This window comes from Urechidicola vernalis (assembly GCF_031846385.1).
GTDB classification, from domain to species: Bacteria; Bacteroidota; Bacteroidia; order Flavobacteriales; family Flavobacteriaceae; genus Urechidicola; species Urechidicola vernalis.
In genome coordinates this window covers 199664-224055 of sequence record NZ_JAVRHV010000003.1, presented here as the reverse complement: position 1 = coordinate 224055, position 24392 = coordinate 199664, and the positions used below count along the sequence as shown (strand labels likewise).

Sequence of the window (24392 nt, the reverse complement as noted above, 5' to 3'; positions counted from 1 at the left end):
AATTTGATTTATTCCTTAATTTAAATTCAATAAAAAGGCTCCATTATGGAGCCTTTTTTATTTTAAAATTGATCTAATAAATAATTGATCAAATCAGTTGTTGTTACAATACCTACTAACTTCCAATCATCCACAACAGGTAGGGCATGGAATTCGTTATTCGCTAAAATATGAGCCACATCTTTAATAGTTGTAGTAGAAGAGACACTAACCAAATTTTTTGCCATTACTTGTTCAATGGTAAACATATTATAGACAACGGCATCCACCGTATTTTCGTCTTCATTAAAAGAATCTGCAAAACTGATACGAAGTAAATCCGTATAGCTAAGTATTCCGATAATTTTTTCACCACTTACTACAGGAATATGACGGATTTTATTTTCTCTAAACAACTGTTCGGCCTTCATCAGGTTATCTGTCGTATTTAAAGTTATTATTTCGCTTGTCATTATGGTTGATACTGGAGCACGTTTTTTCATGATATATACATTTAAATTATGTATAAAATTAATCCTCTAAATGGTTAAAAATCATGATAAAAGTCATTAAAACGAATTAATTAGTACTTAAATAAAGTAATTTAAACTTTTAGACCTCAAAACAATTATTAGTCATTTTTTTAACCTCTTTTAAAAGTAATTGATCGAAGGTATATTTAGTTATTAGAGAATGTTAGTGGTACAAAAAATATTATCCTTAAATTGTTGAAAAAATTCAATGCTATGAAAATATTACTTGCGCTTATCTTATTATGTTGTTTTTCAATAATCACCATTCATGGACAAGAAAAATCACTTTTTACACAAGAAGAAGTAATCTATAATAGAAAGCACGGTATGGCCTTAACAATGATAGTTTTAAAACCAGAAAAGGCAAATAGAAAAGGAATTGTTCAGGTAGTAAGTGGATCATGGTATTCTGGTTATTCGCAATTGGAAAATGAAATTAGTAATGCAGAACCATTTCTTGAAAACGGATATACTGTTTTTGTAACAATTCACAGTTCAAACCCTAGATTTGATATTTCAGAGGCTGCTTTGGATATTAAACATGCGGTTCAATACGTACGCTTCAATTCTGAAAAGTTTAACATTGACCCAAACAATATTGGAATTACTGGAGGCTCTGCGGGAGGGCATTTATCTTTGGTTGTAAATACATCTAGCGATATTAAAAATCTAAATTCCAAAAATCCCGTAAGAAGGGTTTCTTCTAAAGTGCAAGCGGTTGCTGTTTTTTATCCTCCCACCGACTTCTTAAACTGGGGGCAACCAAATGCATATATGAATTATTTAGAACATTCTCCAATTTTGGCTGAATCATACGTTTTAGGAGCCATGACTTATCACGAATATGACTCTATTAATGTAGTATACAAACCTATAGCTGATCCTAAATTACTTAAAGAGGTAATAACTACTGTTTCTCCGGCTCAATTGGTTAGTAAAGATGATGCTCCAACATATATTATTCATGGAGACATGGACCAGGTAGTGCCATTGCAACAATCACAGCATATTCAAAAAAAGTTCGACAGCATTGGTGTCCCATTAATACTTAAAATAAAACCAGGTGCAGATCATGGATGGCAAAACATGAATGAAGACCGACAAGAATTTGTAAATTGGTTTGATAAATACTTGATTGAGGAATGATTAATAAATGCCGAATTTTTTAAGAATCGACCATTGAATTTCCGGCAATAAATCCACCTGTCCAAGCATTTTGAAAATTAAAACCACCTGTTACGGCGTCAATATCCAACACTTCTCCTGCAAAAAACAAATTCGGGTGTAATTTGCTTTCAAATCTTTTGAAGTCTATTTCCTTTAAATTTACTCCTCCAGCAGTAACAAATTCATCCTTAAATGTACTTTTACCATTGGCATTGAAAACTCCTTTGGTTAATTGATTTGCTATTTCTTGCAGTGTTTTATTACTTAAATCTGCCCAACGATTTTGAGCTTGTACACCACTAATATTACCTAAACGCTCCCAAAGTCTTCTGGATATATCAGTAAAAGGAGATTTTTTTAAAACTTCTTTTTTGGGTTGTTTTCCCTTTAGTTCTTTCAACTCATTAAATACACTTTCCGTAGCACGAGATAACCAATTGACCTCAACATTATATTGGTAGTTTTTATCTGCTAAAATACGTGCGCCAAAAGCAGATAATTTCAATACTGCAGGTCCACTCATTCCCCAATGTGTTATTAATAATGGTCCTGAAGATTCTAATTTTGTTTTTACGATCTTCACCGTTGCGTTCGGAACCGCAACACCCATTAAATCTTTTAAACGGGGGTCATTTATATTGAATGTAAATAATGATGGAACAGGTTCGACTATTGAGTGTCCTAAAGATCTACATAATTCCCAAACCTTCGGGTTACTTCCTGCTGCAATTAATAATTTGTCAGCGATTAGGACATCAGAACTCGTTGTTATTTTAAATTGATTTCCTAAGGGTTCTATAGTAGAAACATTTTGCTGAAATTTCACTTCAACTCCTGCCTCATTAGCACTCTCAATTAAACAATCAATAATTGACTGCGATGAATTAGACACAGGGAATATGCGATTGTCGTCTTCAATTTTTAATTCTACTCCCCTATTTTCATACCATTCCATAGTATCACCTGTCATAAACTGATGAAAAGGTCCTAGGAGTTCCCGTTGACCTCTTGGGTAAAATTCCACCAATTCTCTTGGTGTAAAGCAAGCATGTGTTACATTACAACGTCCTCCGCCGGAAATCTTTACTTTTTGCAATCCACTTTTCCCTTTTTCAAGGATCATCACTTCTGCTTCAGTATTCGCTTCTGCTGCAGTAATCGCCGCAAAATAACCAGCAGCACCTCCACCTATGATTATTATTTTACTCATAAAATCATGTCATTATATGGGATTACTGTTTCAAACCCTTTTGATTTAAAATAAGCCGGAGTGCTATCATTACCCGTTGCCAAAACAAAATCTCCGCCCCAAGCACCTAAACTTTTAATCGCTCCAAAATAATCTCCAAAAACAATTTCTTTTATAGGTTTATTCTGAATTATTTCTGAAATTAATTCTTCATGCCTAACAATCAAATCTTCAAACCTCTTTAACTGATTACAATGAATCATTTGTTCTGTAATTTCATTTATCATATCAAATGCATTTGATTCCAAACCATTTCTTTCTCTATATCTTTTGATCCCCTTTTTACTATCTTGTTTTTGGTTTAGGTGAACGAAAAACAATTTATCGGCAAATGGTGGTTTAAAATCCAATGGAACGACTTTGTAATTGTCATTTAAAATTTGATAAGTAATTGGACTATCGTTTTGAGCACAAGCGATATCATAACCACTCCCTCCAAATGATTTTTGCAACAATAAAAACGCATTTACATCAGCCCATTGGGCAATATTATTAATTAATGTAGAGGATGTTCCTAAACCCCAATCTCGTGGAAAAGACAAATTTGTTTTAACCAATAAACCACCTGTTTCATTTAAGAACTTAGGATTCATTTCTCTTGACGCTAGTAATATTCTATGAAGCGTTTGCGCAATGGATTCTTTTGAATCCTCAAAATTAGCATCAAAAGCTTCATTTATTATTCTTAAATCTGGCAATCTAAATTCGGCTTGGAACCAACAATTTTCATCAACATCATAACTCTCCCAAACAAGCACTGGCTCTTTAATAGGTTCTACCACCAAATCCTGTCCATACTTGGTTGGAATTGCCAATGCTACTGCTCCATCTAAAACCAGATATTCGGCAGATAATAATAATTTTCCGTTACTATAGTATTTTTTCAATGATAATAGATTGCTGTCATTCTGAACATCGTGAAGAATCTTGTAAAAGATATCTCGCTTCGCTCAATATGACAATATTACTTATTCTTCAAATTATTATAGGCCTCCACAACTGCACTATGAGACACTTGCTTATTTGCAAAGTAATTCAGCAAATACGTTTTTTCTTCTTCCGTTGCATCTAATTGCTTTATTATATTAGATAAATGCATTTTCATATGTCCGTGCTGAATACCAGTAGTAGTTAGTGCTCTTAAAGCAGCAAAATTCTGTGCCAAACCTGCAACTGCAATAATTTCCATTAATTCTTTTGCAGACGGATTTTGCAATAAGTCTAAAGAAAACTTAGACAATGGATGTATACTCGTAAGACCTCCAACGGTTCCCAACGCCAATGGAATTTCAATCCAAAATTTAAAAACACCATTCTTTATTTCACAATTAGATAAACTCTTATATCGTCCACTTCTGGCAGCATACGCATGCGCACCGGATTCTATTGCTCTGAAATCATTACCTGTTGCGATGACTACGGCGTCAATTCCGTTCATAATTCCTTTATTATGAGTCACTGCCCGATGAGGCTCAGCATTAGCGATATCCACCGCTTGTTTAAACTTTTGCGCCAAAAATTCAGCGTTTTCACCATACAATCTATCCACAGGACAACTTACCTCTGCGCGCACCAAACATTCTGGAACATAATTTGAAAGAATGGACATTACTATTTGAATATCATCTTTCTCAAATTCTTCAGCAATAGCTTCTAAACACGAATTGATAAAGTTCGCTCCCATTGAATCAACCGTTTCAAAAGTAACATGCAATTGATAATAATTTTCTAGTTCCGAAGTTCTATCGCGCAACTCAATATCCAAAATTCCACCTCCACGCTTACGCATGTTTTTAGTTATGGATTCAGTCGCGGACAACAGGTCTTCTTTTTTAGATACAAAATATGCTTCTAAATCATTAAAAGCGCCATTATGCATAAAATGAACCTGTCCAATTTTAGTAGTTGAAAGCACCTCTGCTTTAAAACCTCCTCTTGTACTCCAAAACTTGGCTACCAAAGAGGCCGCTGCAACAACAGAACTTTCTTCAATAACCATGGGAATAGCAAACTCCTTACCATTAATAACAAAATTAGGAGCAACACCCAATGGTAAATAGAAATTTGAAATTGTATTCTCTATAAAGTCATCGTGTAAATCCTGTAATACCTTATTAGAATTCCAGTATTGATGCAATATTTCCTTTGTATTCTTTTCATTGTTAAAAAAGGTTTTAACCACCCAATTTAATTTTTCTTCTTTCGTAAATTTTGAAAATCCACTTACGGTTTTAGTCATGTCACTAATCTAAAATTGAAGCTTCAAAGGTAACTCAAAAATTAATGAATTTACTTTTGTGAAAAACTAAAAAAAAGAACGCGCATAAAATCAAAGGAAAATTTGTAACATTGGGTCGATTTACTACGTTCCATAAAATTTAATTACTTTTAGGGGCATTAAATCAAAAAAAACTGCTCTAAATAAAGAATATTACAATTTTATTATTTTAAACTTCAACAACACACTATGTCAGATACTGCCGTAAACACACAAGAACCTCAGATGTTCGGACACCCAAAAGGACTTTTTTACTTATTTTTTGCTGAACTCTGGGAACGTTTTAGTTTCTATGGGATGAGAGCGTTATTAACGCTTTATATGGTTGATGAAATTTTTCAATCACTTTCAAATAGAGATTATGCAACCGCTGTAGTCTACGCTTCATACGGATCAATGGTATATGCATCGACCGTAATTGGAGGGCAAATTTCTGATAAAATTTTAGGAATGCGTAGTTCGATATTTTTAGGTGGAATTTTAATGGCTGTTGGTCATTTTGTTTTAGCTATAGAAAACGATCTGGCATTTTTTTTAGCACTTGCATTTATTATTGTTGGGAATGGGTTCTTTAAACCTAATATTTCAACTTTTGTTGGGGCCCTTTATAAAGATGGAGATGTTCGTAAAGATTCTGGTTTTACTATTTTCTACATGGGAATAAATATTGGTGGATGGATTGCACCTCTACTTTGTGGTTGGCTTGCAATGGAATACGGATACCATTATGGATTTGGTTTGGCAGGAATAGGAATGTTAACCGGACTAATTTTCTTTTGGAGCGGAATAAAAAAGAATATTTTTGGAAATAAAGGATTACCTCCAAACCAGGAAGTATTTGAGAAAAAAGTATTTGGAATTCCTCAAAAAACTTTGATTCCTGTAATTTCAGTATTAGCTGTCCCTTTAATTGCATATATCCTTTCTGCATATGAAGCAATTGCTGGCGGCGAGACATTTTTAGGAGATGAAACGATTGTAGGTCTTCTATTTAAAATTATCGGAATTTCAATTCTGGTATATCTAGGAAAAATTATGTTCAATGCTACTTTAGAAGAACGTAAAAAATTATTCATGGCCGTTCTTATTACATTCTTCATGACCATGTTCTGGGGGTTCCATGAATTATCAGGAAGCGTTATTACCTTATTTGCAGCCAGAAATGTTGCTTTAGACGGAATCATGACTGCAGCACAAACCAATTCGTTAAACTCAATGTTTATCATAATTTTGGCAATTCCGATCTCCTTATTATGGGGCTATTTATCTAAAAAAGGATTAAATCCTAGAACACCTTATAAATTTGGTTTTGGGTTGATTATGGCTGGGGTATGTTTTTATATTTTATCTATAAGTAAAGGAAGTGCTGATGAAAACGGTATGGTTCCATTTGCATACTTATTGATAATGTACTTTATATTATCAATAGGTGAATTATTTATGTCTCCAGTTGGTCTGTCTAAAATAACTGATTTATCACCAAAGAGGATTGTCGCTTTTATGATGGGAATTTGGTTCTTATCATCTGCATATGCATTCCAAATTGTTGGATTCATTTCAAAACAATTGGCAATTGAAAGTACAGATGCTAACGTTGGCGGGTTAGATACTTTAGGTATTTACACAGATGGATTTGGCTTAATTGCCCAATACGCATTAGGCGCTGGAATTATTGTTGTTATTTTCTCTCCGTTAATGAAAAAACTAATGGGCAACGTCCACTAAAAAAATATTTAAGCCTTCTGAATTCTTCAGAAGGCTTTTTCTTTACTCTTAAATTTTAAAACATGAGCGCAACCTTAGAAAAAAATGAGTTCAGCCTCCTAGGCCATAAACCCGCCCTGTTCGTTTTATTTTTCACAGAAATGTGGGAACGCTTTTCATATTATGGTATGCGTGCCATATTCGTATTATTTCTTACAGCATCATTTACTGATGGCGGTTGGGAATGGACCCGTGAAAGAGCCTTAGGTCTATTAGGAATTTATACAAGTTCGGTATACCTAACACCAATTATTGGAGGCTGGATAGCGGATAAATTTACAGGTTATCAAAAAGCTGTAGCATTAGGTGCTTTCTTAATGACACTAGGCCATGCTTCGTTAGCATTTGAAACTGAAATTATGTTCTACGTTGGTGTAGGTTTACTAATTGCTGGTAACGGATTATTTAAACCAAATGTAACTTCTGTAGTAAGCGGATTGTATGATAAATATCCGGAAAGAAAAGATGGCGCTTTTACTATTTTTTACATGGGTGTAAATTCAGGCGGATTCTTAGGAGTTCTTTTATGTGGTTTTTTAGCGACTAACCTAAGTTATTCTTGGGGTTTTGGATTAGCAGGAATATTTATGTTCTTAGGGACGCTTCAATTTTGGTTTGGTCGTAGTATTTTTGAAAAAGTTGGTGTTGAGCCGACCAAAAACAATACTGAAGAAAAGGAAACAGAATTAGATCCTAAAATAGAGACTGTACCAGCAAATGTTCAGAGAGATAGATATATAGTTGTAGGGATTTTAGCCTTTTTTGTAGTGTTCTTTTGGGCGGCATTTGAGCAAGCCAGTGGATCTATGAATATCTTTGCCCGTGATTATACACAACGTGCTTTAACCGGCAATTCGGCTTTAACCTTTAAAATAATTGACACACTAATAACCGTAGTTCCATTAGGTATAATATCCTGGGTTTTACTAAAATTATTTGCTCAAACCTTTAAGTCTATATCCTTGTCCAATATTACGTTAGGAATTAGTTTTTTAAGTATTTGGGGGATTGCGATTTGGAAATTAACCGTCATTCTACCGGGCGACAAAGCAGAAATTGAAGCGTCATGGTTTTTAATTTTAAACTCCTTGTTTATTATTGGTCTTGCACCATTGTTCTCTAAATGGTGGGAAAGTAAATACAACCCATCTGCCGCCATGAAATTTGGAATCGGAATGCTATTACTTGGTATAGGATTTGGGGCATTGGCCTATGGGTCTAGTACTATTCCTCAAGGTGCTAAAACAGCATCTGTTAGTTTAATATGGCTCGTTTTGGCTTATCTGTTACATACAATGGGTGAACTATGTTTGTCACCTGTAGGGCTTTCATATGTATCAAAATTAGTTCCTCCAAAAAAGATTGGAGTTATGTTTGGCGTATGGTATTTAGCAATTGCTGCGGGTAATAAAATTGCACATTGGGTTGGCGGATCTATTGATGCAATTGTAGAACAGTATTCAATGTCTTATTTCTTTTTAATTTTCACTATTGTTCCAATTACGGCAGGATTGATTTTAATCTTGTTAAATCCATTAATGAAAAAATTAATGCACGGTATTAGATAGAATTCAATTTTTTAATACGAAAGCTCCTTTTTTCCCTGTATAGTGAAAAGGAGTTTTTTGTTGAATACAAGTTTCTTCCCATCTCTGAACATAAGACTTGTAATTTGAACCATCGGCAACAATAATTTTTGGTTGCAAACTTTCTAATACTCTTTCTAAATTTACTTTGGGAGATTCTATTAACACTACTATTAAAGGGTTCATTTCAGGAACTTTATACAGCCCCAGACTGTCAATAATCAAAATGGTTTGATCTCTAAACATATCAACTTTAATCATTTCATTTTTAGCAATCAAATCAATATTTCCAACTCCTAAGTTATATTGTTTTAATATGTTCTCCTCCAAAACTTGAGTCGAATCTAAGGAATGATTTATTTTTACATTCCCCCCTATTCTTTTCCCAAAAATTGACTGTCTAGATTTGTAAAAAACAATCCATTCATTTTTTGATTTGACATTGTATTCTTCATATATAACAACACCTTGTAACATCAAAATAGAACTCAGTAAAAACATCATTCTTGAAAAAGTCCATCTTTTAAAAATTGAAATCAATGCCACCAAAAAAAGATAACAGGCTAGCATTTTTAGTAAAGTCATCGGAATTTCTTGAAATAAAAAGGACTCCTGTCTACCAATCCAATCAACTGCTGAATTCATGTAACTAATAACTTCATTATACAATTCAAATAATTGTTTGGGTAACAGGTTTAATAAAGAAAGAATAATTACCAAAAAACCACATCCTAAAATAAAACCTAGAAACGGAATGATTATTAAATTAGATAAAAAGAACAATCCTGGAAACTGATGAAAATAGAACAAACTTAAAGGGAGAACTCCTAATTGCGCTGCTATAGAAACCGTTAATAACTGCCATAAGTAATCCGAGGTCTTGAATTTTGGTTTCCAAATATTATAAATTAAAGGTTGAATTAAAACAATTGCATAAACGGCTAGATAACTTAATTGAAACCCGACTTCGAATAAAAAACTTGGTCTAAATAGCAATAATACAAACATAGACATTACCAAAGTGTGGAACACATTTGTAGGTCGTTTCGATTGCCACCCAATGGCAACTGCTGTAAACATGGTGACTGCTCTTATAATTGAAGGCGACATACCCGCCACAAATGCAAAGGACCATAGAAACACTATAATCAAAATCAACTTTAATGATTTACCAAAACGCAGCCTTTCTATTGGCTTTAAAATAAAATTCAGCAACAATAGAATAATTCCAACATGCAATCCGGACAATGCTAAAATATGGATGGCTCCAGCATTGGCGTAACTTTGGAGTAACTCTTTAGAAACTTCACTTCGTTGCCCAAGAAGCAACGCATTCATAACTGCTAATTCGTTTTCTTTAAACCCTTGTTTTTCAAGTGCGGTGTTTATGCTTTTCCTAACATCTTCAGCTAGCCCAAGAAATGTCGCTTTATCACTAGTCAACATTAACACTTCACTTCTGTTGGAAGTAACTTGATGATAAATTTCTTTTCTTTCTAAATACTTCCTGTAATTAAAATAATATGGATTTAAGGGTTTGTTAACCTCTCGAAATTCTGGGTTCAAAAACAACCTATTATCAACATTATAATTGGGGAAACTATCTTTTTCTAGATTCAACAAAACCTTACCAAATAAGCTCTCACCATTTATACTTTCTATTTCAACAACATATTTGTTGTGATAATTTGAAGGTGCCAAAACTTCAATTATGCGAGCCTCTGCAAGATTACTTTGGTCAAGTTTATATGAATAATGATTTTTATAGAATTTATCTTTATGAATTGAAGTTGAAGTTATTCCAATTACTAAAACGAGCGCATATGCAATGAAATTAAAATGGTGTTTACGCTGAAATGTTTTATTTGAAAAATAATATGACACTAGTAAACAACTCAGTAAAATCAGAAGAATGGGAAATAAATATTTCGGTTCAACTTTAAAATTAGAGCCAACCAAAATACCAGCAATTAAGAAAAAACAAAATTGCCCGGGAACAAACCGAAACATCTTTAACATAGCAGGTTAAAGATACTTATTTTCAGCGATTTAACCTACAATCAATTTTGCAGCATTCTCACTTGCTCCTTTGCCACCTAACCTTTGCTCGAGATCAAAATAATCTTCAAATAGTTTTTCTCGCTGTTTTTCGTCTAATAATTTTTGCAACTCACCCTCTAATCTTTTTTCATTAAAGTCATTTTGAATCAATTCGGTAACTACTTCACGATCCATAATTAGATTTACCAACGAAATAAATTTGAGTGTAATAATTCTTTTCGCAATTTGATATGATAACCAACTTCCCTTATAACAAACAACCTCCGGCACTTTAAACAAGGCTGTTTCTAAGGTTGCAGTACCCGAAGTTACCAACGCTGCATATGAGACCGAAAGCAAATCGTAGGTTTTATTATCAATAAACTTTACATCGGTATCTTTTATAAAACCTTGATAAAATTCAAAGTCTTGACTTGGCGCCCCTGCAATTACAAACTGATACTCCTTAAACTTTGCAACCATTCTTAACATTACCGAAAGCATTTTGGTAATTTCTTGTTTTCTACTCCCTGGTAATAATGCAATAACTGGCTTCTCTGATAAATTATGTTCCCTTCTAAAAGCAACCTCATCAACCTGAGTTCGGTCTGAAATAGCGTCTAAAAGTGGGTGGCCAACAAAATTGACATTGTAATTATACTTTTTGTAAAAGGCCTTTTCAAAAGGTAAAATAACATACATGGCATCGATATCTCTCTTAATATCTTCTACCCTGCCTGCTCTACTTGCCCATACTTGAGGAGAAATATAATAGTTCGTACTAAAACCTTGCTGCTTTGCCCATTTAGCAATTCTAAGATTAAACCCAGAATTATCTATAAAAATTATTTTGTCTGGTTCATATTCAGAAATATCCTTTTTACAAAAACTTATGAAACCAAGAATCGTTTTTAGGTTCATTATAATTTCTGCAAAGCCCATAAAAGCTCTTTTTTTATAATGCAATACCAAGGTACCCCCAACTGCCTGCATTAAATCACCTCCCCAAAATCTAAATTCTGCTTTTGGGTCTTCCTTTTTAATAGCCTTCATTAAGTTAGACGCGTGCAAATCTCCTGAGGCTTCACCGGCAATTAAATAGTACTTCATGATCAAATAAACTTTAAAACTGAGACTGTCACTGCAAGAAGAATTGTAAATATCAACACACCCCTTGCTCTATAATCTTGTTTCTTTTTTATGAATACAAAAAACACAAACAAATTAGGAATGGCTGCTAAGGTTAGTACTTTACCATATAACTTTCCCTTAATTATAAAATCGATCGTTTCGTCAAAACCTAAATCCGAAACGAACTCGGCATATCCAAAAAATCCGGTAACGGTTGCAATAATAGCAACTACAAAACCAATGGCAATTTCTTTATTCATAAATCCCAACTATTTAAATTTTGAATTGCATGATACGCGGTAAGGTCATATTGAACTGGTACTATTGATACATAATCATTTTCTAATGCCCATTCGTCTGTATCTTCTCCTTTATCATGATTCACAAATTTACCAGAGAGCCAATAATATTCCTTTCCAGTAGGACTTTCTCTTTTATCAAAAGTCTCTTCCCAATTACCCTTGGCTTGTCTACAAATTTTAATGCCTTTGAATTTATTTTCTGTTTTCGGAAAATTGACATTTAAAACTACTCCTTCCGGAATACCGTTTTCTAAAACATTCTTTGTTATAGATAATATCTCTTCATCTAAGTGTTCAAAATTAGCATCTAAAGAATAATCACATAATGAAAATCCGATAGCTGGAATTCCTTCAACCCCTGCTTCTACCGCCGCACTCATAGTACCTGAATAAATTACATTTACTGAAGAATTTGAACCATGATTAATGCCAGAAACACATAAATCAGGTTTTCTATCTAATGCCAATCTTACGGCCATCTTAACACAATCTGCTGGAGTACCAGAACATTGATATTCCGTCTGTGGGCCATCATCAATTTTCACCTTGTTAAATGTTAAGGTCGCATCAACTGTAATAGCATGTCCCATACCACTTTGTGGACTATCAGGCGCAGCCACGACAACATCACCAATCGAATTCATTAATTGAATTAATTTTCTAATTCCTGGCGCTGTAATACCATCATCATTGGTTACTAAAATCAAAGGTCTTTTACTCATAATAACAAATCTACGTTATTTTAAAATAGTAGCCGACATCCAATTTTAACATTTTATAAGGAGTAGAAAAAAACGGAATTCTGTATCATTGTTTTTAAATCCGCTGATCTCATGAAAAAACTAATAATGATTGCGTTGTTTGTAAGTTTTATTCAAATAAACGCACAAACAAAAGGCGAAGATACTTGTCCATGCTGTACTGACAAACATGCTCAATTCGATTTTTGGCTCGGTAATTGGACAGTTTATAATACAGACGGAAAAATTGTTGGAGCCAATACTATTACGAAATTGTACGACAAATGTGTTTTGAAAGAGGAATGGATTTCAACAGGAACTAGCAAAGGGACAAGCACCAATTATTACAATAAAAGTGATAAAACGTGGAATCAATTGTGGGTTGATAATTCTGGCTATTCTTTAGAATTAAAAGGAAAATTGATAGAGAATAAAATGATTCTTAAGAGTGAATTAATTGAAGGACAAAAAGGCTGGTATTATAATCAGATTAGTTGGACTCCAAATAAAGATGGTTCAGTTACCCAATTATGGGAACTTTTTAAAAAAGATGGAACTTTGATTCAGGAATCATTTAGAGGAATTTATAAAAAAGAAAAATAACATTAGGAATTCACTAAAATCGTAGTATTTTAGTGCGTTACAAAACATTTCATTAGAAAACAGGAAGATTTATGAGACGAAATTTGAAATTTTTATTACCAATTATTTTAGCGGCTTTAACTTTAGTTAGTTTTAACCATAACAGTGTAACATCAGATGAGAAAGATAAAGTTTTAATCAATCTTCTAAGACATATTTTGTCTTCTGGACATTATGTAGAGCAGGATATAAACGATGCATTTTCAGAAGTCGTGTATTCAAGTTTTATAGAAAGTTTAGATTCTGGAAAACGGTACTTTATTCAAGATGATTTAAACGAGTTCTCTGCTTACAAAACATTGATCGACGATCAAATTTTAACAGAAGATATGACGTTTTTTAATTTGGTTTACAACCGATTTATGCTAAGAGTTGAAGAAGCAAAATCTTTTTATCCTGAAATTTTAAATCAGCCTTATGACTTTACCAAAAACGAAACGCTAAGTGTTGATTATGAATCTAACAGTTTTGCAATTGATAAAAATCAATTATATGACAATTGGAGAAAGCAATTAAAGTTTAGTACGTTATCTAGAATTCATGATAAATTATCTGATAAAGAAGGTGAGACGGAAGATGGAACTATGTTAACTTCTGTTCAACTTAATGATGCTAATTTTGAGGCTATAGAAAAAAATGCAAGGGAGAAAACTAAGGAATATTATGACGAGTTTTATGATAGAATGAGTGATTTTGATCATACAGATTGGTTTGCTTCGTATCTAAATAGTATTACAGGTGCATTTGACCCACATACTACTTATTTCCCTCCTAGAAATAAAAAACAATTTGAAGAGCAATTATCTGGTAGAATAGAAGGTATTGGTGCACGACTATATCAAAAAAATGATTACATCTATGTTTCTGAATTAGTTCCTGGTGGTCCGGCGTGGAGAGCAGGAGAATTAGAGGCTGAAGATGTTATTCTTAAAGTAGCACAAGGTAAAGAAGAACCTTTGGATGTTGTTGGAATGCGTTTAGACAAAGCCATCGAATTTATAAAGGGAAAAAAGGGAACTGAAGTAAGATTAACTTTGAAGAAAATAGATGGTTCTATTGAGACGATTTCGATTGTACGGGATGTCATTGAACTGGCCGAAACTTTTGTAAAATCAAGTATTATTGAAAAAGACAATAAAAAGTATGGCGTAATTAACCTACCCGCCTTTTATATTGATTACAACGATAGAAACGGAAGAAATTGTGCCGAAGACATGGCCCAAGAAATTGAGAAATTAAAATCAGAAAACATAGATGGTATTTTAATTGACTTAAGAAATAACGGAGGTGGTTCTTTACCTGCTGTTATAGAAATGGCCGGGCTATTTATAGAAGATGGTCCAATTGTACAAGTTAAGTATAAAAATGACGAACCAATAGTGCATAAAGACAGAAGTCAATCTATTTTATGGGATGGACCAATGGTGGTTCTTACAAATGAGTTCTCGGCATCTGCATCAGAAATTTTTGCTGCGGCAATGCAAGATTATAACAGAGCAGTTATTCTAGGCAGCAAACAAACATTTGGAAAAGGAACTGTGCAAAGTATTGTAGATCTTAACAGATATAAATATCCTGAAGATTTGGGTGGTTTAAAAATGACCATTCAAAAATACTATAGAATAAATGGAGGTTCGGTGCAGTTAGAAGGTGTTAAGCCTGATGTTATTTTACCATCTAGATATACTTATATGGATATTGGAGAAAAGGATTATGACAATGCATTACCATGGGATCAAATTAAAAAAGCCACCTATGATAAGTGGGGGTATTATTCAAACTTTGATGAGGTTGTAGGTAACAGTATCAGTAGAATAAATGATAATTCTCAATTCTTATTAATTGATGAAAATGCGAAATGGCTTAAAGAAGGGCAAGATGATAATACTATTTATTTGAACTATGATAAATATAAATATGATTTAGATAGTAGGTCTGAAGAAGGAAAGCGCTTTAAAAAGTTAACTGAGTACACTACTGATCTTACATTTAAATCTCCGCAATATGAGACAACCTTAATTGCTAATGATTCTGTATTAGGTCAAAAGCGTGTAGCGTGGCATAAAAACTTATCAAAAGACATTTACATTGAAGAAGGATTAAATGTACTTGATGAATTAAAGATAAAAAAAGAAGTGGAATTGGTTAAGAACTAATTCTTCTAAAAATATTTAAAAAGCCGCCTAAATGGTGGCTTTTTTATTTTATAAATGTAAATCTTATTCAAAATTTAAACGACAATTATCTGAATTTTAGTTCTTAGTCTAATAGCAATCTGTTAACATCTGAGCATTGGATTCTATTTTGTCCAATGTTAATGTTGCGCTGTTTTGCATTATCTTTTCTAAAACCTCCGTCACTCCCTTTTGCATGGCAACTGAACCGCACAGCATAAACACAGCTCCATTTTCTAAAGCAGTTATCACTTCACGCTCTTCGCTTTCAATAATATCTTGAACATAATTTCTATCCTGCTCTTTTGAATAAGCAATGGATAATTTAACGTTACTATTATTACGTATTTCTTCTAACTTGTTCTTATAAATCTTATAGGATTCAAAAGTTCTTCCTCCCCAAATAAAATAAACCTTTACATTAGATTTCGCTTCCTCTAACATCCCCAAAAATGGTGTAATTCCAGTACCATTAGAAATCATCCAAATCTCTTTCGCCTTTTTTGGCAAATGAAATTCCTCATTTTTTTCTACAGCCCCTTTAAAGGTAGCTCCCACTTTCATCTCACTTAAAAACGTAGAACAAACTCCTTTATCATGTTTCTTAATACTCAATAAAATATCATTTTCACATTTTGAAATCGAATATTGACGAATGGTACTGCTTTCAGGTGGAAGTATATTTAACAAATCTCCCGATTGAAACCGTGTTCTTTTTTTAGGTCTTAAAGTAATTAGAAAGGTATTATCGGAATTTAATAATGTACGTTCTACAACCTCAAATGTCTTTTGCCGCTTTGGTTTTTGTTGTAATACACTTAGATCCATCTGTAACTTTATTTCAGATGAAGCATTCCATAATTTCTCCCACGATTTAAAATCTTGTTGAGATTGATCATTGATTTTAACCAGTCGCGTTGCTTCCACAAAATTAGGATGCTGTTTAAATAAATTTTGAACCTCATCTGCAAATTGACAATAATTAGGGTAAGATTTTGAGCCAAATCCAACAATGGAATATTTCATTTGATTTAAAGGCGAAACTTCACTAAATATCTTTTGAAACTTTCTTGCATTACTCGGTGCATCTCCATTTCCATAAGTGGCAGTAAAAACAATTATTTGTTTCGCATTGACATAGGTTGAATAATCATTTAAAGAGGCTACAAAAACTTTCTTACCTACAGATTTTAAAGCTCTTTGAAAAATACTAGCAAATACATTAGTACTTCCGGTTTCAGAACCGATAAGCAACACGAAGTCACACGAATCCTTATCATCTACTTTTAAAACCACCTTCTTTTTACGTATCCTTTTTATACTCATTTTTAGTCCAGAATACATAAAAAACAACATGCTTAAACTAGATACCAATAGAATCAATGACCACAGAATACTCCCTTGACCTGTATGTAGCGTCATACTTAATCTTGAGGCTAAAGTCACAAAAGGAAAAGAGGCTTCACTCAATACTTTTCCATTATATTGATGTACAAACTGCTCCTTATCTTGTAGCGTTAATTCAAAATAATCTTCCTCATCTGGAGAAAAAGGAAAGACCAATTTTCTTATTTCAGAAAGTTTTAATTTGGTAAAGTCCTGAATTATTTCTCCAGTTTCATATTTAACTGTAGTATGTTTTAAATCATTATTAGGTAGTAATGAAAACTTTTCTGCGGAAAGATATACTCCGGTTAAGGCTAATATAAAAATGGGAATTAAAAACCAGCGTCCTAAAATAACATGGTAGCGCTGTCCCCAATCTTTTTCTTGGACTTTCGTAAACCATTTTTTTAAACCTCCTTGTCGTTCTGCCAACAAAAACAATCCAGTTATGGTAATGATGCATAATAGAAATGAAATAATACCGACAAATCCACGTCCAATAGATTTTAAAAATAAAGAGCGGTGGAAATTGGTTACAAAACTAAAAAATGATGATTGTGGTTTAACATCACCTAGTTTTTCACCCGTTATTGGGTCGATATAAATAGTTTCACTACTACCATCGAAAGTAAAAACCGAGGCTTTCACAAAATCATCAGAAGAGACTTCTATATCTAGGACTTCTTCGTAATTCTCTTTTAGAACAACGATTGTTTCACTTAGGGTTACCTGATTAAAGTCAGAAATTTTATAGTCTTGTATACTTTGAGAAATAGGCTCAAATGCTAAGATTGCCCCTGATACAGAGGCAATCAATAAGAATATTGCTGATATGGCAGCAACTAAGAAATGACTATATCGCCAAATTGAACCAACCATTCATTATTTTTGAGGCATTAAACGCACATAGCGAATAAAACCAGTTCCTTCTTTTTTCGAACTCAAATTTTCGGTAGTCAATTCAAACTCCAAATCTGCTACATGATATTCTTGCTCTTCTACAGAAGTTTCAAATCGTAATTTATGACCATTATCAATTGCGTCCGTTGGAATGTTAATTACATTCATACTGCGTTCACCACCAGCAATGGTTTCACCAGTAATGGCATCAATATTTGGGCGTTGCTTTCCATGAAATGCCCACCATTCTGTAATGTCGTTATACCACTCTTTATCATCTCCTTGCACATACAATGTTTCTTTATAGTTACCATCTGGATCTAATAAAGAAATAATTATATAGGCGCCTTCACCTTCATAATTAATCATTTGAACCATGCATTTAACACTTGTTTTGTCATTCATTTTTGAAAATGACATCAAAGTGAAAACTCCAATTAAAACAGTGATTGCTAGTTTTGAAATTTGCTTCATTACTTTAGGAAATTTAAATCAGTGTTAGTTTGTTGCAGTAATTCGTTTTCTTGAGCTAAATCATAAACTGACTCTTCAAAATCGGTAGTAACTGATTTATCGGCCCCGTTTTTAATCAGATATTCTAGTGCTTTTGTATCTATAGCTTTCATTGCTGCTAAATGCAATGGTGTTAAGCCATCGTCATTTTTAATGTTAATATCTACATCAAGAGATTGAACCGTTTCTAATAAATACATATCATTTCTTTTTACTGCCAAATGCCAAAGGTTATCACCTTTAGACTGTTGTTCTGTAAAATCCAATCCTGTCTTTTTCAGCACATCTAACTTTTGGTTAAACACCTCAACATTATTGCTACGGTATCCTGCTATTAAATAATGGGCCAATGAATTTCCTTCCGTATCTTTTATACTAGCATCTGCTCCATTCGATAATAAATATCCAATTACCTCTAAAGAATTTCTTTGTACTGCTTTCATTATCGCCGTTTGACCTTCCTTGTTTTGGGCATTTACATCAGCATTATGTTTTGAGATCAATGCAATATTTTTTAACGTATTCCCACTTGCAGCATTTATAAATGCTGTATTTCCATTGGAATCTGCTTGATTCACATCAACACCTTTTTCTATAAAATAGGTGATTAATGCACCATCTTTATCTCTTAATGCAGCCCAGTGTAATGGCGTAACACCATTCTTTGTAGTAATATTTGGATTTAATCCTAAACTTTCTAAATATTTAAAATCTTCTAAATCATTTATTCCAATTCTTATTCCGTTACTCGCATTTATAAAAGCATTTCCTCCAATATTGTTCAATGATTTATAATCAACTCCCTTCTCAATTAACAGATTTAAAAAGTCTTGATTTATTTTTTTGGAAGCATAATTAAATATTCCGTCGCCATTGTCATCTGTGCTATGAATATCTAATCCTTTAGAAGTAAAATATTTAATTAAGGTATCATCTTTTAAATTTGATGCAATGTATAAGAATACATTTGCTCCATATTTATTTTTTTGATGAATGCCTTCTTTATTATTCTCTATACATAAATCATAAATTCTAGTATCAGAAACGCCAGCACCAGCTGCAAAATGCATTACTGGAGAACCTTTATCATCTATATGATTCATATCTGCTCCATTTGCAACCAAATATTCCAACACTTCAAAATTCGATCTAAGAGCGGCCCAAAAAGCATAGGTTCTACCGTCGTGTGTATTCTTATTCACATCGTTACCTTCTTGCTTAAGTAAGTGTAGAATTATCTCATTGTCAACCTTATCAAGAATCGCAAAAACAACAGGGTCAAAAGCTCCACTATTCATTTCTGTTGGATCGTTTCCTGCCGCTATATCTTTTTTAACTTGTTCTAAACTTGGGTTCGATTTAAAATACCCTCGTTCCATAAATACATTCTGTGCAAATGAGGTTACAGATAGCAACAATGTAACAATAATTAAAGTTATTTTATTTTTCATTTTATACATTTTCTCAATTGCTCATAAAGCATGAAATATCTGCTGCAAATATAAAATAGAATCAATCTAAATAAAAATAATAAATAACTTTTTTTTATCCCAAATTTTCGGAAAAACTTAAACATCTTAAATAGTAAAAACCCCAATTCAACAAATTGAATTGGGGTTCTATATATTTATTGGGAAAATAAATTAAATTTTGATAAATATTTTTCGTTTATAAAGTATGTAAGCAACAAGCCATAAAAACACAACATGAGAAATGGCATAGGCTAAAGAACCATTTAAATCACCTAAAATGGGCACTAAAATATCGGTGTAATAATATCGCAACAATCGCACAGTATCTCCTGCTTCATTTGTAACTTTCATAAAACCTAAAATACCACCAATCATTCCAGATAATACATAAATAAACAACGGGTTTGTTCCAAAATGAATAAATGGTATAAAGATTTTCTTTACTTCCTTTACGTCAATCAACCATAATAACAACGCCAAAAACAGCATTGCCAATCCACCGGTATAAACTACATACGAACTTGACCAAATTGGTTTGTTAATTGGAAAACCAAGATCCCAAATTTTTCCAAGAATTACCAATCCAATTCCAATAAAAATTAGTTTTTTAATTCCATTTAATACACTACCAGATCTTTCTACAATGCTTCCAGTAAAATATCCAAGTAAAACGGTTACAACTGCGGGAATAGAAGAAACCAACCCTTCCGGGTCGAATGGTATACCATATCCTCCATAGATATGATTTTCTCCAACTAACCAAAGGTCTACTTTTCGTACAATATTACCCTCGAGGTCATAAGTTCCACCGAAATGAATAATTGCCCAATAACCCAATAAAAGAATAATTGAAGCATATATTAATTGTTTCAAATCAAATTTCATGCATAGTATTGCCGCTAAAGCATACGCGATTGCAATTCTCTCCAAAACACCATAAACTCTTAAATTTTCAAAGTCAAAATTTGGAAAAGCGTTTAAGAACAGTCCAATTAAATAAATTAAAACAAACCTTTTGAAAACTTTTTTAAGCCCAGTTGAACTTAACCCTTTGCCATACTTTTTAAAGGAATACCACATAGAAGCACCCACAATAAAAAGAAAAAATGGAAAAACTAAATCAGTAGGTGTGCATCCATTCCATGGAGCATGTAATAATGGTGCATATACATGCGACCAACTTCCAGGCGTATTTACCAAAATCATTAGTGCAATGGTAAGCCCTCTTAGAACATCTAATGCTAAAAGTCGTTTAGTTGCCATTATTTCTTTTTCATTCCTACTTTATGCCCAACCGTAGCGTAGAATAATATAAATGCATAACAAGGAATCAAAATCCAATACCCCGATGTTGCAGCTTGAGCTTGTGCAGCTGCTTCTGAAATCCCTTGAACAATTAATTCCTCTCTTTTACCATCTACTAAATTTCCATAAAGTGGAGGGATAATTGCACCACCGGCTATTGCCATAATTAACAAGGCAGACGCCGTTTTTGTAAATCTCCCTAATCCTTTTAAGGTTAATGGCCAAACTGCTGGCCAAACCAAACCGTTAGCAAATCCTAACAAGGCAACAAAAATAACAGAAGTGAATCCTTCTGTAAATAAAATTGCAATTGAAAATAATACACCTAATACTGCACTTAATTTTAAAGCAGTATCTTGTTTTAAATATTTTGGAATTAAAAGTACTCCAATAGCGTACGAGGCGACCATAGCCAACAACGTAAATGTTGTAAAGAATTTTGCATCAGCGGTTGGAATACCTAATGATATACCGTAAGCGATAATTGTATCTCCGGCAATCACTTCAACACCAACATATAAGAATAATGTAATTACACCTAACCATAAGTGTGGAAATTGGAAAATACTTGTTTTTGTAGTTTCTCCATCTGCGCTTTCTTCAATTGGCTCAGCCTCTACATGTGGTAGCGGTGCTTTACGAATTAAAATACCTAGGATAACAAGTACAACTGCCATTACAATATAAGGAGTAACTACAGAACTCGCCATTTCATTTAACATGGCATCTTTCTCTGCTGCACTTACAATGCTCATTTTATCCTGGATACCATCAATCCCTTTTAATAGAATTGCTCCAAAGATTAATGACCCTAGAGCTCCGGCTACTTTATTTGCAATTCCCATTATTGAAATTCTTTTAGCGGCACTATCTATAGGCCCAAGAATTGTGATGTATGGATTGGATGCCGTTTGAAGAAGTGTCATTCCTAATCCTTGGATAAATATACCTGTTAAAAAGACCCAATATGTTCGTGCATTTGCTGCTGGAATAAATACCAAAGCTCCGATCGCCATAATAATAAGACCTAGAGACATACTTTTTTGATATCCTATTTTATCAATTACCTTAGATGCAGGTAATGCCATAAATACGAATGAAATATAAGATGCTGACGCAACCAAATAAGATTGAGACTCCGTTAGTTCATTTATTGTTTTCATAAATGGAATCAACGCTCCATTAATCCAGGTTACAAATCCGAATATAAAAAACAATCCCGCTATAATTGAAATTGGTACAATTGTGCTTTTTGGTTGGTTAGATGTAGAACTCATTAGTGCTTTTATTTAAATTAAGTTTGTCTAATAATATTTGACCACATAGTCAAATCCGCTCTAAAGTACCAATTATTAAATGAGTTAAAAATAAATTCTATTAGCGACCATTTTTAACGGTCGAAATAACAGATTTTAGACATAAACACAATTAAGCACGTGTTTACCCCTTTAATTCGGTTGTGTTTAGAATTTTTTGCTTTGCAACCTGAAGGTAGTTTCTCCCAATCGGGATTCTTCTATTCGCAATTTTTACAGAATTACCTTCCAAAAAAGTAATTTTATTAATTGCGATAGTGAAAGATCTATGAATCCTTATAAAGTATTCGCTCGGTAATTCTTCAGAAATACTGGTCATAGATTTATGAACCAAGTAATCTCCTACAGTAGTAATTACTTTTATGTAATCTTTTAAACTTTCGATATATAGAATATCATTCAGTTTAATTTTCATTAATTTTTTATCAACTTTTAAAAAGATATAGGGCTCTTCTTTTATAGAAACTTCCGAAGAAACATCTCGTTCTAAATTTAGCCTGTTTGTAAGTTTATTCACCGCTTTTAAAAACCTAGGGAAAGGAATTGGCTTTACCAAATAGTCTAAAACATTTAAATCAAAACTTTCTACTGCATATTCTCTAAATGCCGTAGTTATAATGAAATGTGGTTTGTTTGTTAATGACCTAATAAATTCTAAGCCATTCATCATAGGCATATTAATATCTAAAAAAACCACATCAACATCTTTGTTTTCAATGATTTGTAGCGCATCAATAGGTGAATTATAAACACCCACCAATTCAATTTTCTTAAATTCTTCTAGGTGTCTTTTAACAATACTAATTGCTAATGGTTCGTCATCTATTATTATACACTTAACTTTCATTAAATAGGTATTTTCAAAAATACTTTATAGGTGTTATCAATTATTTTAGTTGAGAGTTCAAATTTAGAATTATATAACAATTCTAACCTTCTTCTAACGTTTTTATTTCCTATTCCATGCTTAATTTTTTCATCTGTTCCTTCAGAAAAAGTGTTTTCTACCTTAAAAATCAGAAATTCATCATGATTATTAATAAATTCAATTTTTATTTGAACATTGTTATTCTTCTTTATTCCATGCTTAAAACAATTCTCTATGAAAGGCAGAAATAATAATGGAGGTACATTTATTTTATCAATACCTCCAGAGATATCAATCTCCGAATCAATATCTTCTCCAAATCTTAATCGTTCTAAATCTATATAATTATTAATATAAGTAATCGCATCAAATAATCGAACATGAGACTCACGCACATCATATAAAATGTATTCCATAATGTCAGACAACTTCAAAATAACACTCGGTGTATCATCTGATTTTGCCAATGCTAAAGCATATAAATTATTGAGCGTGTTAAAGAAAAAATGTGGCTGCATTTGAGATTTTAAAAAATCTAATTCAGTACGCAGTTGCATTTCCTGAAGTCGTTCTACTCGCTTCCGCTCATGTATCCAATCTGCAGTTAGTTTTATAGCAGTAAAGAGGGCTGTATGACCAATACCTATGGTAAATACTTCCACAACATGATTAAAAGAAAACCCCGTTTCCTCATCTGTAGATTCAGGCCACACATCTGGGTTTATCCAAAAATAAATACATGCCGTTCTAACTATATACCAAACACATAACAAAAGAAAAAACAATAGAACATACCTCTTATATTTTTTCTTTAGAATAAATTCTGGAATGAGATAATAAATATTGACATAAACCAAAATCATAGTAAAGAAAACCGTAACTAGGTTAGATTGAAAAGAATACCAATAATCTTCATATCTGCTTCCCCATCTTATTACTTCAAAAATGAAGTAGGAAATCCAAAACATGATATGATACCTCCTTGGTATGGATCTATTTGAATTATTTGTAAAATTAATTTTCAAGAATTACATTTTTCTAGTTTTC

The 24392-nt window shown here is 32.8% G+C and carries 20 protein-coding genes; 5 read left to right on the top strand and 15 right to left on the bottom strand.

Annotated elements, in window-relative coordinates:
* Positions 1-62 precede the first annotated feature (62 nt).
* On the bottom strand, positions 63-482 hold the full coding sequence (locus tag RM519_RS08170; protein ID WP_311593206.1) for a CBS domain-containing protein: 420 nt from the start codon (positions 480-482) through the stop codon (positions 63-65).
* A gap of 243 nt (positions 483-725) precedes the next feature.
* On the opposite strand from RM519_RS08170, the gene RM519_RS08165 reads away from it, so the two are divergent.
* Positions 726-1658 (top strand): prolyl oligopeptidase family serine peptidase, encoded by a 933-nt coding sequence (locus RM519_RS08165; protein WP_311593205.1) that lies wholly within the window; start codon positions 726-728, stop codon positions 1656-1658.
* A 19-nt stretch (positions 1659-1677) separates the two neighbouring features.
* Here the strand turns inward: RM519_RS08165 and RM519_RS08160 are convergent, their stop codons facing one another.
* The 3 genes from RM519_RS08160 to RM519_RS08150 all read right to left on the bottom strand — a co-directional run bounded on the left by RM519_RS08160 (position 1678) and on the right by RM519_RS08150 (position 5167).
* Positions 1678-2889, bottom strand: a complete 1212-nt coding sequence (locus RM519_RS08160; protein ID WP_311593204.1) for a BaiN/RdsA family NAD(P)/FAD-dependent oxidoreductase — start codon at positions 2887-2889, stop codon at positions 1678-1680.
* Positions 2886-3815, bottom strand: coding sequence for a GYDIA family GHMP kinase (locus tag RM519_RS08155; protein ID WP_311593203.1), 930 nt, complete (start codon positions 3813-3815; stop codon positions 2886-2888). The genes RM519_RS08160 and RM519_RS08155 overlap by 4 nt, the downstream gene beginning before the upstream one ends.
* Before the next feature lie 77 nt (positions 3816-3892).
* A complete protein-coding gene (locus RM519_RS08150; protein WP_311593202.1) occupies positions 3893-5167 on the bottom strand; it encodes a hydroxymethylglutaryl-CoA reductase, degradative in 1275 nt (424 codons plus the stop codon).
* Between the two features lie 228 nt (positions 5168-5395).
* Between RM519_RS08150 and RM519_RS08145 the strand changes: the two genes are divergently transcribed.
* Positions 5396-6931 carry a peptide MFS transporter gene (locus tag RM519_RS08145; protein ID WP_311593201.1) on the top strand — a complete coding sequence of 512 codons (1536 nt, stop codon included), beginning with the start codon at positions 5396-5398 and terminating at the stop codon, positions 6929-6931.
* A 62-nt stretch (positions 6932-6993) separates the two neighbouring features.
* Positions 6994-8538 (top strand): peptide MFS transporter, encoded by a 1545-nt coding sequence (locus RM519_RS08140; RefSeq protein ID WP_311593200.1) that lies wholly within the window; start codon positions 6994-6996, stop codon positions 8536-8538.
* Positions 8539-8541: 3 nt separating this feature from the next.
* Here the strand turns inward: RM519_RS08140 and RM519_RS08135 are convergent, their stop codons facing one another.
* The 4 genes from RM519_RS08135 to surE are packed head-to-tail and all read right to left on the bottom strand — an operon-like array spanning position 8542 to position 12751.
* Entirely contained in the window at positions 8542-10566 is a 2025-nt protein-coding gene (locus RM519_RS08135; RefSeq protein WP_311593199.1) for a ComEC/Rec2 family competence protein, read from the bottom strand.
* Positions 10567-10605: 39 nt separating this feature from the next.
* Entirely contained in the window at positions 10606-11706 is a 1101-nt protein-coding gene (gene lpxB, locus RM519_RS08130) for a lipid-A-disaccharide synthase (RefSeq protein ID WP_311593198.1), read from the bottom strand.
* 2 nt (positions 11707-11708) lie between these two features.
* On the bottom strand, positions 11709-11987 hold the full coding sequence (locus RM519_RS08125; RefSeq protein ID WP_311593197.1) for a hypothetical protein: 279 nt from the start codon (positions 11985-11987) through the stop codon (positions 11709-11711).
* Positions 11984-12751, bottom strand: coding sequence for a 5'/3'-nucleotidase SurE (gene surE / locus RM519_RS08120; protein ID WP_311593196.1), 768 nt, complete (start codon positions 12749-12751; stop codon positions 11984-11986). Before surE ends, RM519_RS08125 begins: the two co-directional genes overlap by 4 nt.
* Before the next feature lie 111 nt (positions 12752-12862).
* Here surE and RM519_RS08115 point away from each other — a divergent pair, with 111 nt between their 5' ends.
* Entirely contained in the window at positions 12863-13372 is a 510-nt protein-coding gene (locus RM519_RS08115) for a hypothetical protein (RefSeq protein ID WP_311593195.1), read from the top strand.
* 71 nt (positions 13373-13443) lie between these two features.
* Complete coding sequence (locus RM519_RS08110) at positions 13444-15567, top strand: carboxy terminal-processing peptidase (RefSeq protein ID WP_311593194.1); 2124 nt, start codon at positions 13444-13446, stop codon at positions 15565-15567.
* Positions 15568-15675: 108 nt separating this feature from the next.
* On the opposite strand, the gene RM519_RS08105 is transcribed toward RM519_RS08110, so the two are convergent.
* The 7 genes from RM519_RS08105 to RM519_RS08075 form a co-directional block, all read right to left on the bottom strand.
* Positions 15676-17850 carry a PepSY domain-containing protein gene (locus RM519_RS08105; RefSeq protein WP_311593193.1) on the bottom strand — a complete coding sequence of 725 codons (2175 nt, stop codon included), beginning with the start codon at positions 17848-17850 and terminating at the stop codon, positions 15676-15678.
* A 3-nt stretch (positions 17851-17853) separates the two neighbouring features.
* Positions 17854-18345, bottom strand: coding sequence for a DUF2271 domain-containing protein (locus RM519_RS08100; protein WP_311593192.1), 492 nt, complete (start codon positions 18343-18345; stop codon positions 17854-17856).
* Complete coding sequence (locus RM519_RS08095) at positions 18345-19835, bottom strand: ankyrin repeat domain-containing protein (protein ID WP_311593191.1); 1491 nt, start codon at positions 19833-19835, stop codon at positions 18345-18347. Before RM519_RS08095 ends, RM519_RS08100 begins: the two co-directional genes overlap by 1 nt.
* Before the next feature lie 192 nt (positions 19836-20027).
* Positions 20028-21119, bottom strand: a complete 1092-nt coding sequence (locus tag RM519_RS08090; protein WP_311593190.1) for an acyltransferase family protein — start codon at positions 21117-21119, stop codon at positions 20028-20030.
* On the bottom strand, positions 21119-22438 hold the full coding sequence (locus RM519_RS08085) for a sugar MFS transporter (RefSeq protein WP_311593189.1): 1320 nt from the start codon (positions 22436-22438) through the stop codon (positions 21119-21121). Before RM519_RS08085 ends, RM519_RS08090 begins: the two co-directional genes overlap by 1 nt.
* Before the next feature lie 163 nt (positions 22439-22601).
* Positions 22602-23324: a LytR/AlgR family response regulator transcription factor gene (locus RM519_RS08080; protein WP_311593188.1), complete on the bottom strand. Its 723-nt coding sequence runs from the start codon at positions 23322-23324 to the stop codon at positions 22602-22604.
* The gene (locus RM519_RS08075) at positions 23324-24370 is read right to left on the bottom strand and encodes a sensor histidine kinase (protein WP_311593187.1); all 1047 of its coding nucleotides are present in this window, start codon (positions 24368-24370) and stop codon (positions 23324-23326) included. The genes RM519_RS08080 and RM519_RS08075 overlap by 1 nt, the downstream gene beginning before the upstream one ends.
* Positions 24371-24392: the final 22 nt, after the last annotated feature.

Bases quoted from the DNA above. Each gene is read 5' to 3' on its own strand.
- RM519_RS08170 (WP_311593206.1), bottom strand. From the start codon at position 482: ATGAAAAAACGTGCTCCAGTATCAACCATAATGACAAGCGAAATAATA.
- RM519_RS08165 (WP_311593205.1), top strand. From the start codon at position 726: ATGAAAATATTACTTGCGCTTATCTTATTATGTTGTTTTTCAATAATC.
- RM519_RS08160 (WP_311593204.1), bottom strand. From the start codon at position 2,889: ATGAGTAAAATAATAATCATAGGTGGAGGTGCTGCTGGTTATTTTGCG.
- RM519_RS08150 (WP_311593202.1), bottom strand. From the start codon at position 5,167: ATGACTAAAACCGTAAGTGGATTTTCAAAATTTACGAAAGAAGAAAAA.
- RM519_RS08145 (WP_311593201.1), top strand. From the start codon at position 5,396: ATGTCAGATACTGCCGTAAACACACAAGAACCTCAGATGTTCGGACAC.
- RM519_RS08140 (WP_311593200.1), top strand. From the start codon at position 6,994: ATGAGCGCAACCTTAGAAAAAAATGAGTTCAGCCTCCTAGGCCATAAA.
- RM519_RS08135 (WP_311593199.1), bottom strand. From the start codon at position 10,566: ATGTTTCGGTTTGTTCCCGGGCAATTTTGTTTTTTCTTAATTGCTGGT.
- lpxB (WP_311593198.1), bottom strand. From the start codon at position 11,706: ATGAAGTACTATTTAATTGCCGGTGAAGCCTCAGGAGATTTGCACGCG.
- RM519_RS08125 (WP_311593197.1), bottom strand. From the start codon at position 11,987: ATGAATAAAGAAATTGCCATTGGTTTTGTAGTTGCTATTATTGCAACC.
- surE (WP_311593196.1), bottom strand. From the start codon at position 12,751: ATGAGTAAAAGACCTTTGATTTTAGTAACCAATGATGATGGTATTACA.
- RM519_RS08115 (WP_311593195.1), top strand. From the start codon at position 12,863: ATGAAAAAACTAATAATGATTGCGTTGTTTGTAAGTTTTATTCAAATA.
- RM519_RS08110 (WP_311593194.1), top strand. From the start codon at position 13,444: ATGAGACGAAATTTGAAATTTTTATTACCAATTATTTTAGCGGCTTTA.
- RM519_RS08105 (WP_311593193.1), bottom strand. From the start codon at position 17,850: ATGGTTGGTTCAATTTGGCGATATAGTCATTTCTTAGTTGCTGCCATA.
- RM519_RS08100 (WP_311593192.1), bottom strand. From the start codon at position 18,345: ATGAAGCAAATTTCAAAACTAGCAATCACTGTTTTAATTGGAGTTTTC.
- RM519_RS08095 (WP_311593191.1), bottom strand. From the start codon at position 19,835: ATGAAAAATAAAATAACTTTAATTATTGTTACATTGTTGCTATCTGTA.
- RM519_RS08090 (WP_311593190.1), bottom strand. From the start codon at position 21,119: ATGGCAACTAAACGACTTTTAGCATTAGATGTTCTAAGAGGGCTTACC.
- RM519_RS08085 (WP_311593189.1), bottom strand. From the start codon at position 22,438: ATGAGTTCTACATCTAACCAACCAAAAAGCACAATTGTACCAATTTCA.
- RM519_RS08080 (WP_311593188.1), bottom strand. From the start codon at position 23,324: ATGAAAGTTAAGTGTATAATAATAGATGACGAACCATTAGCAATTAGT.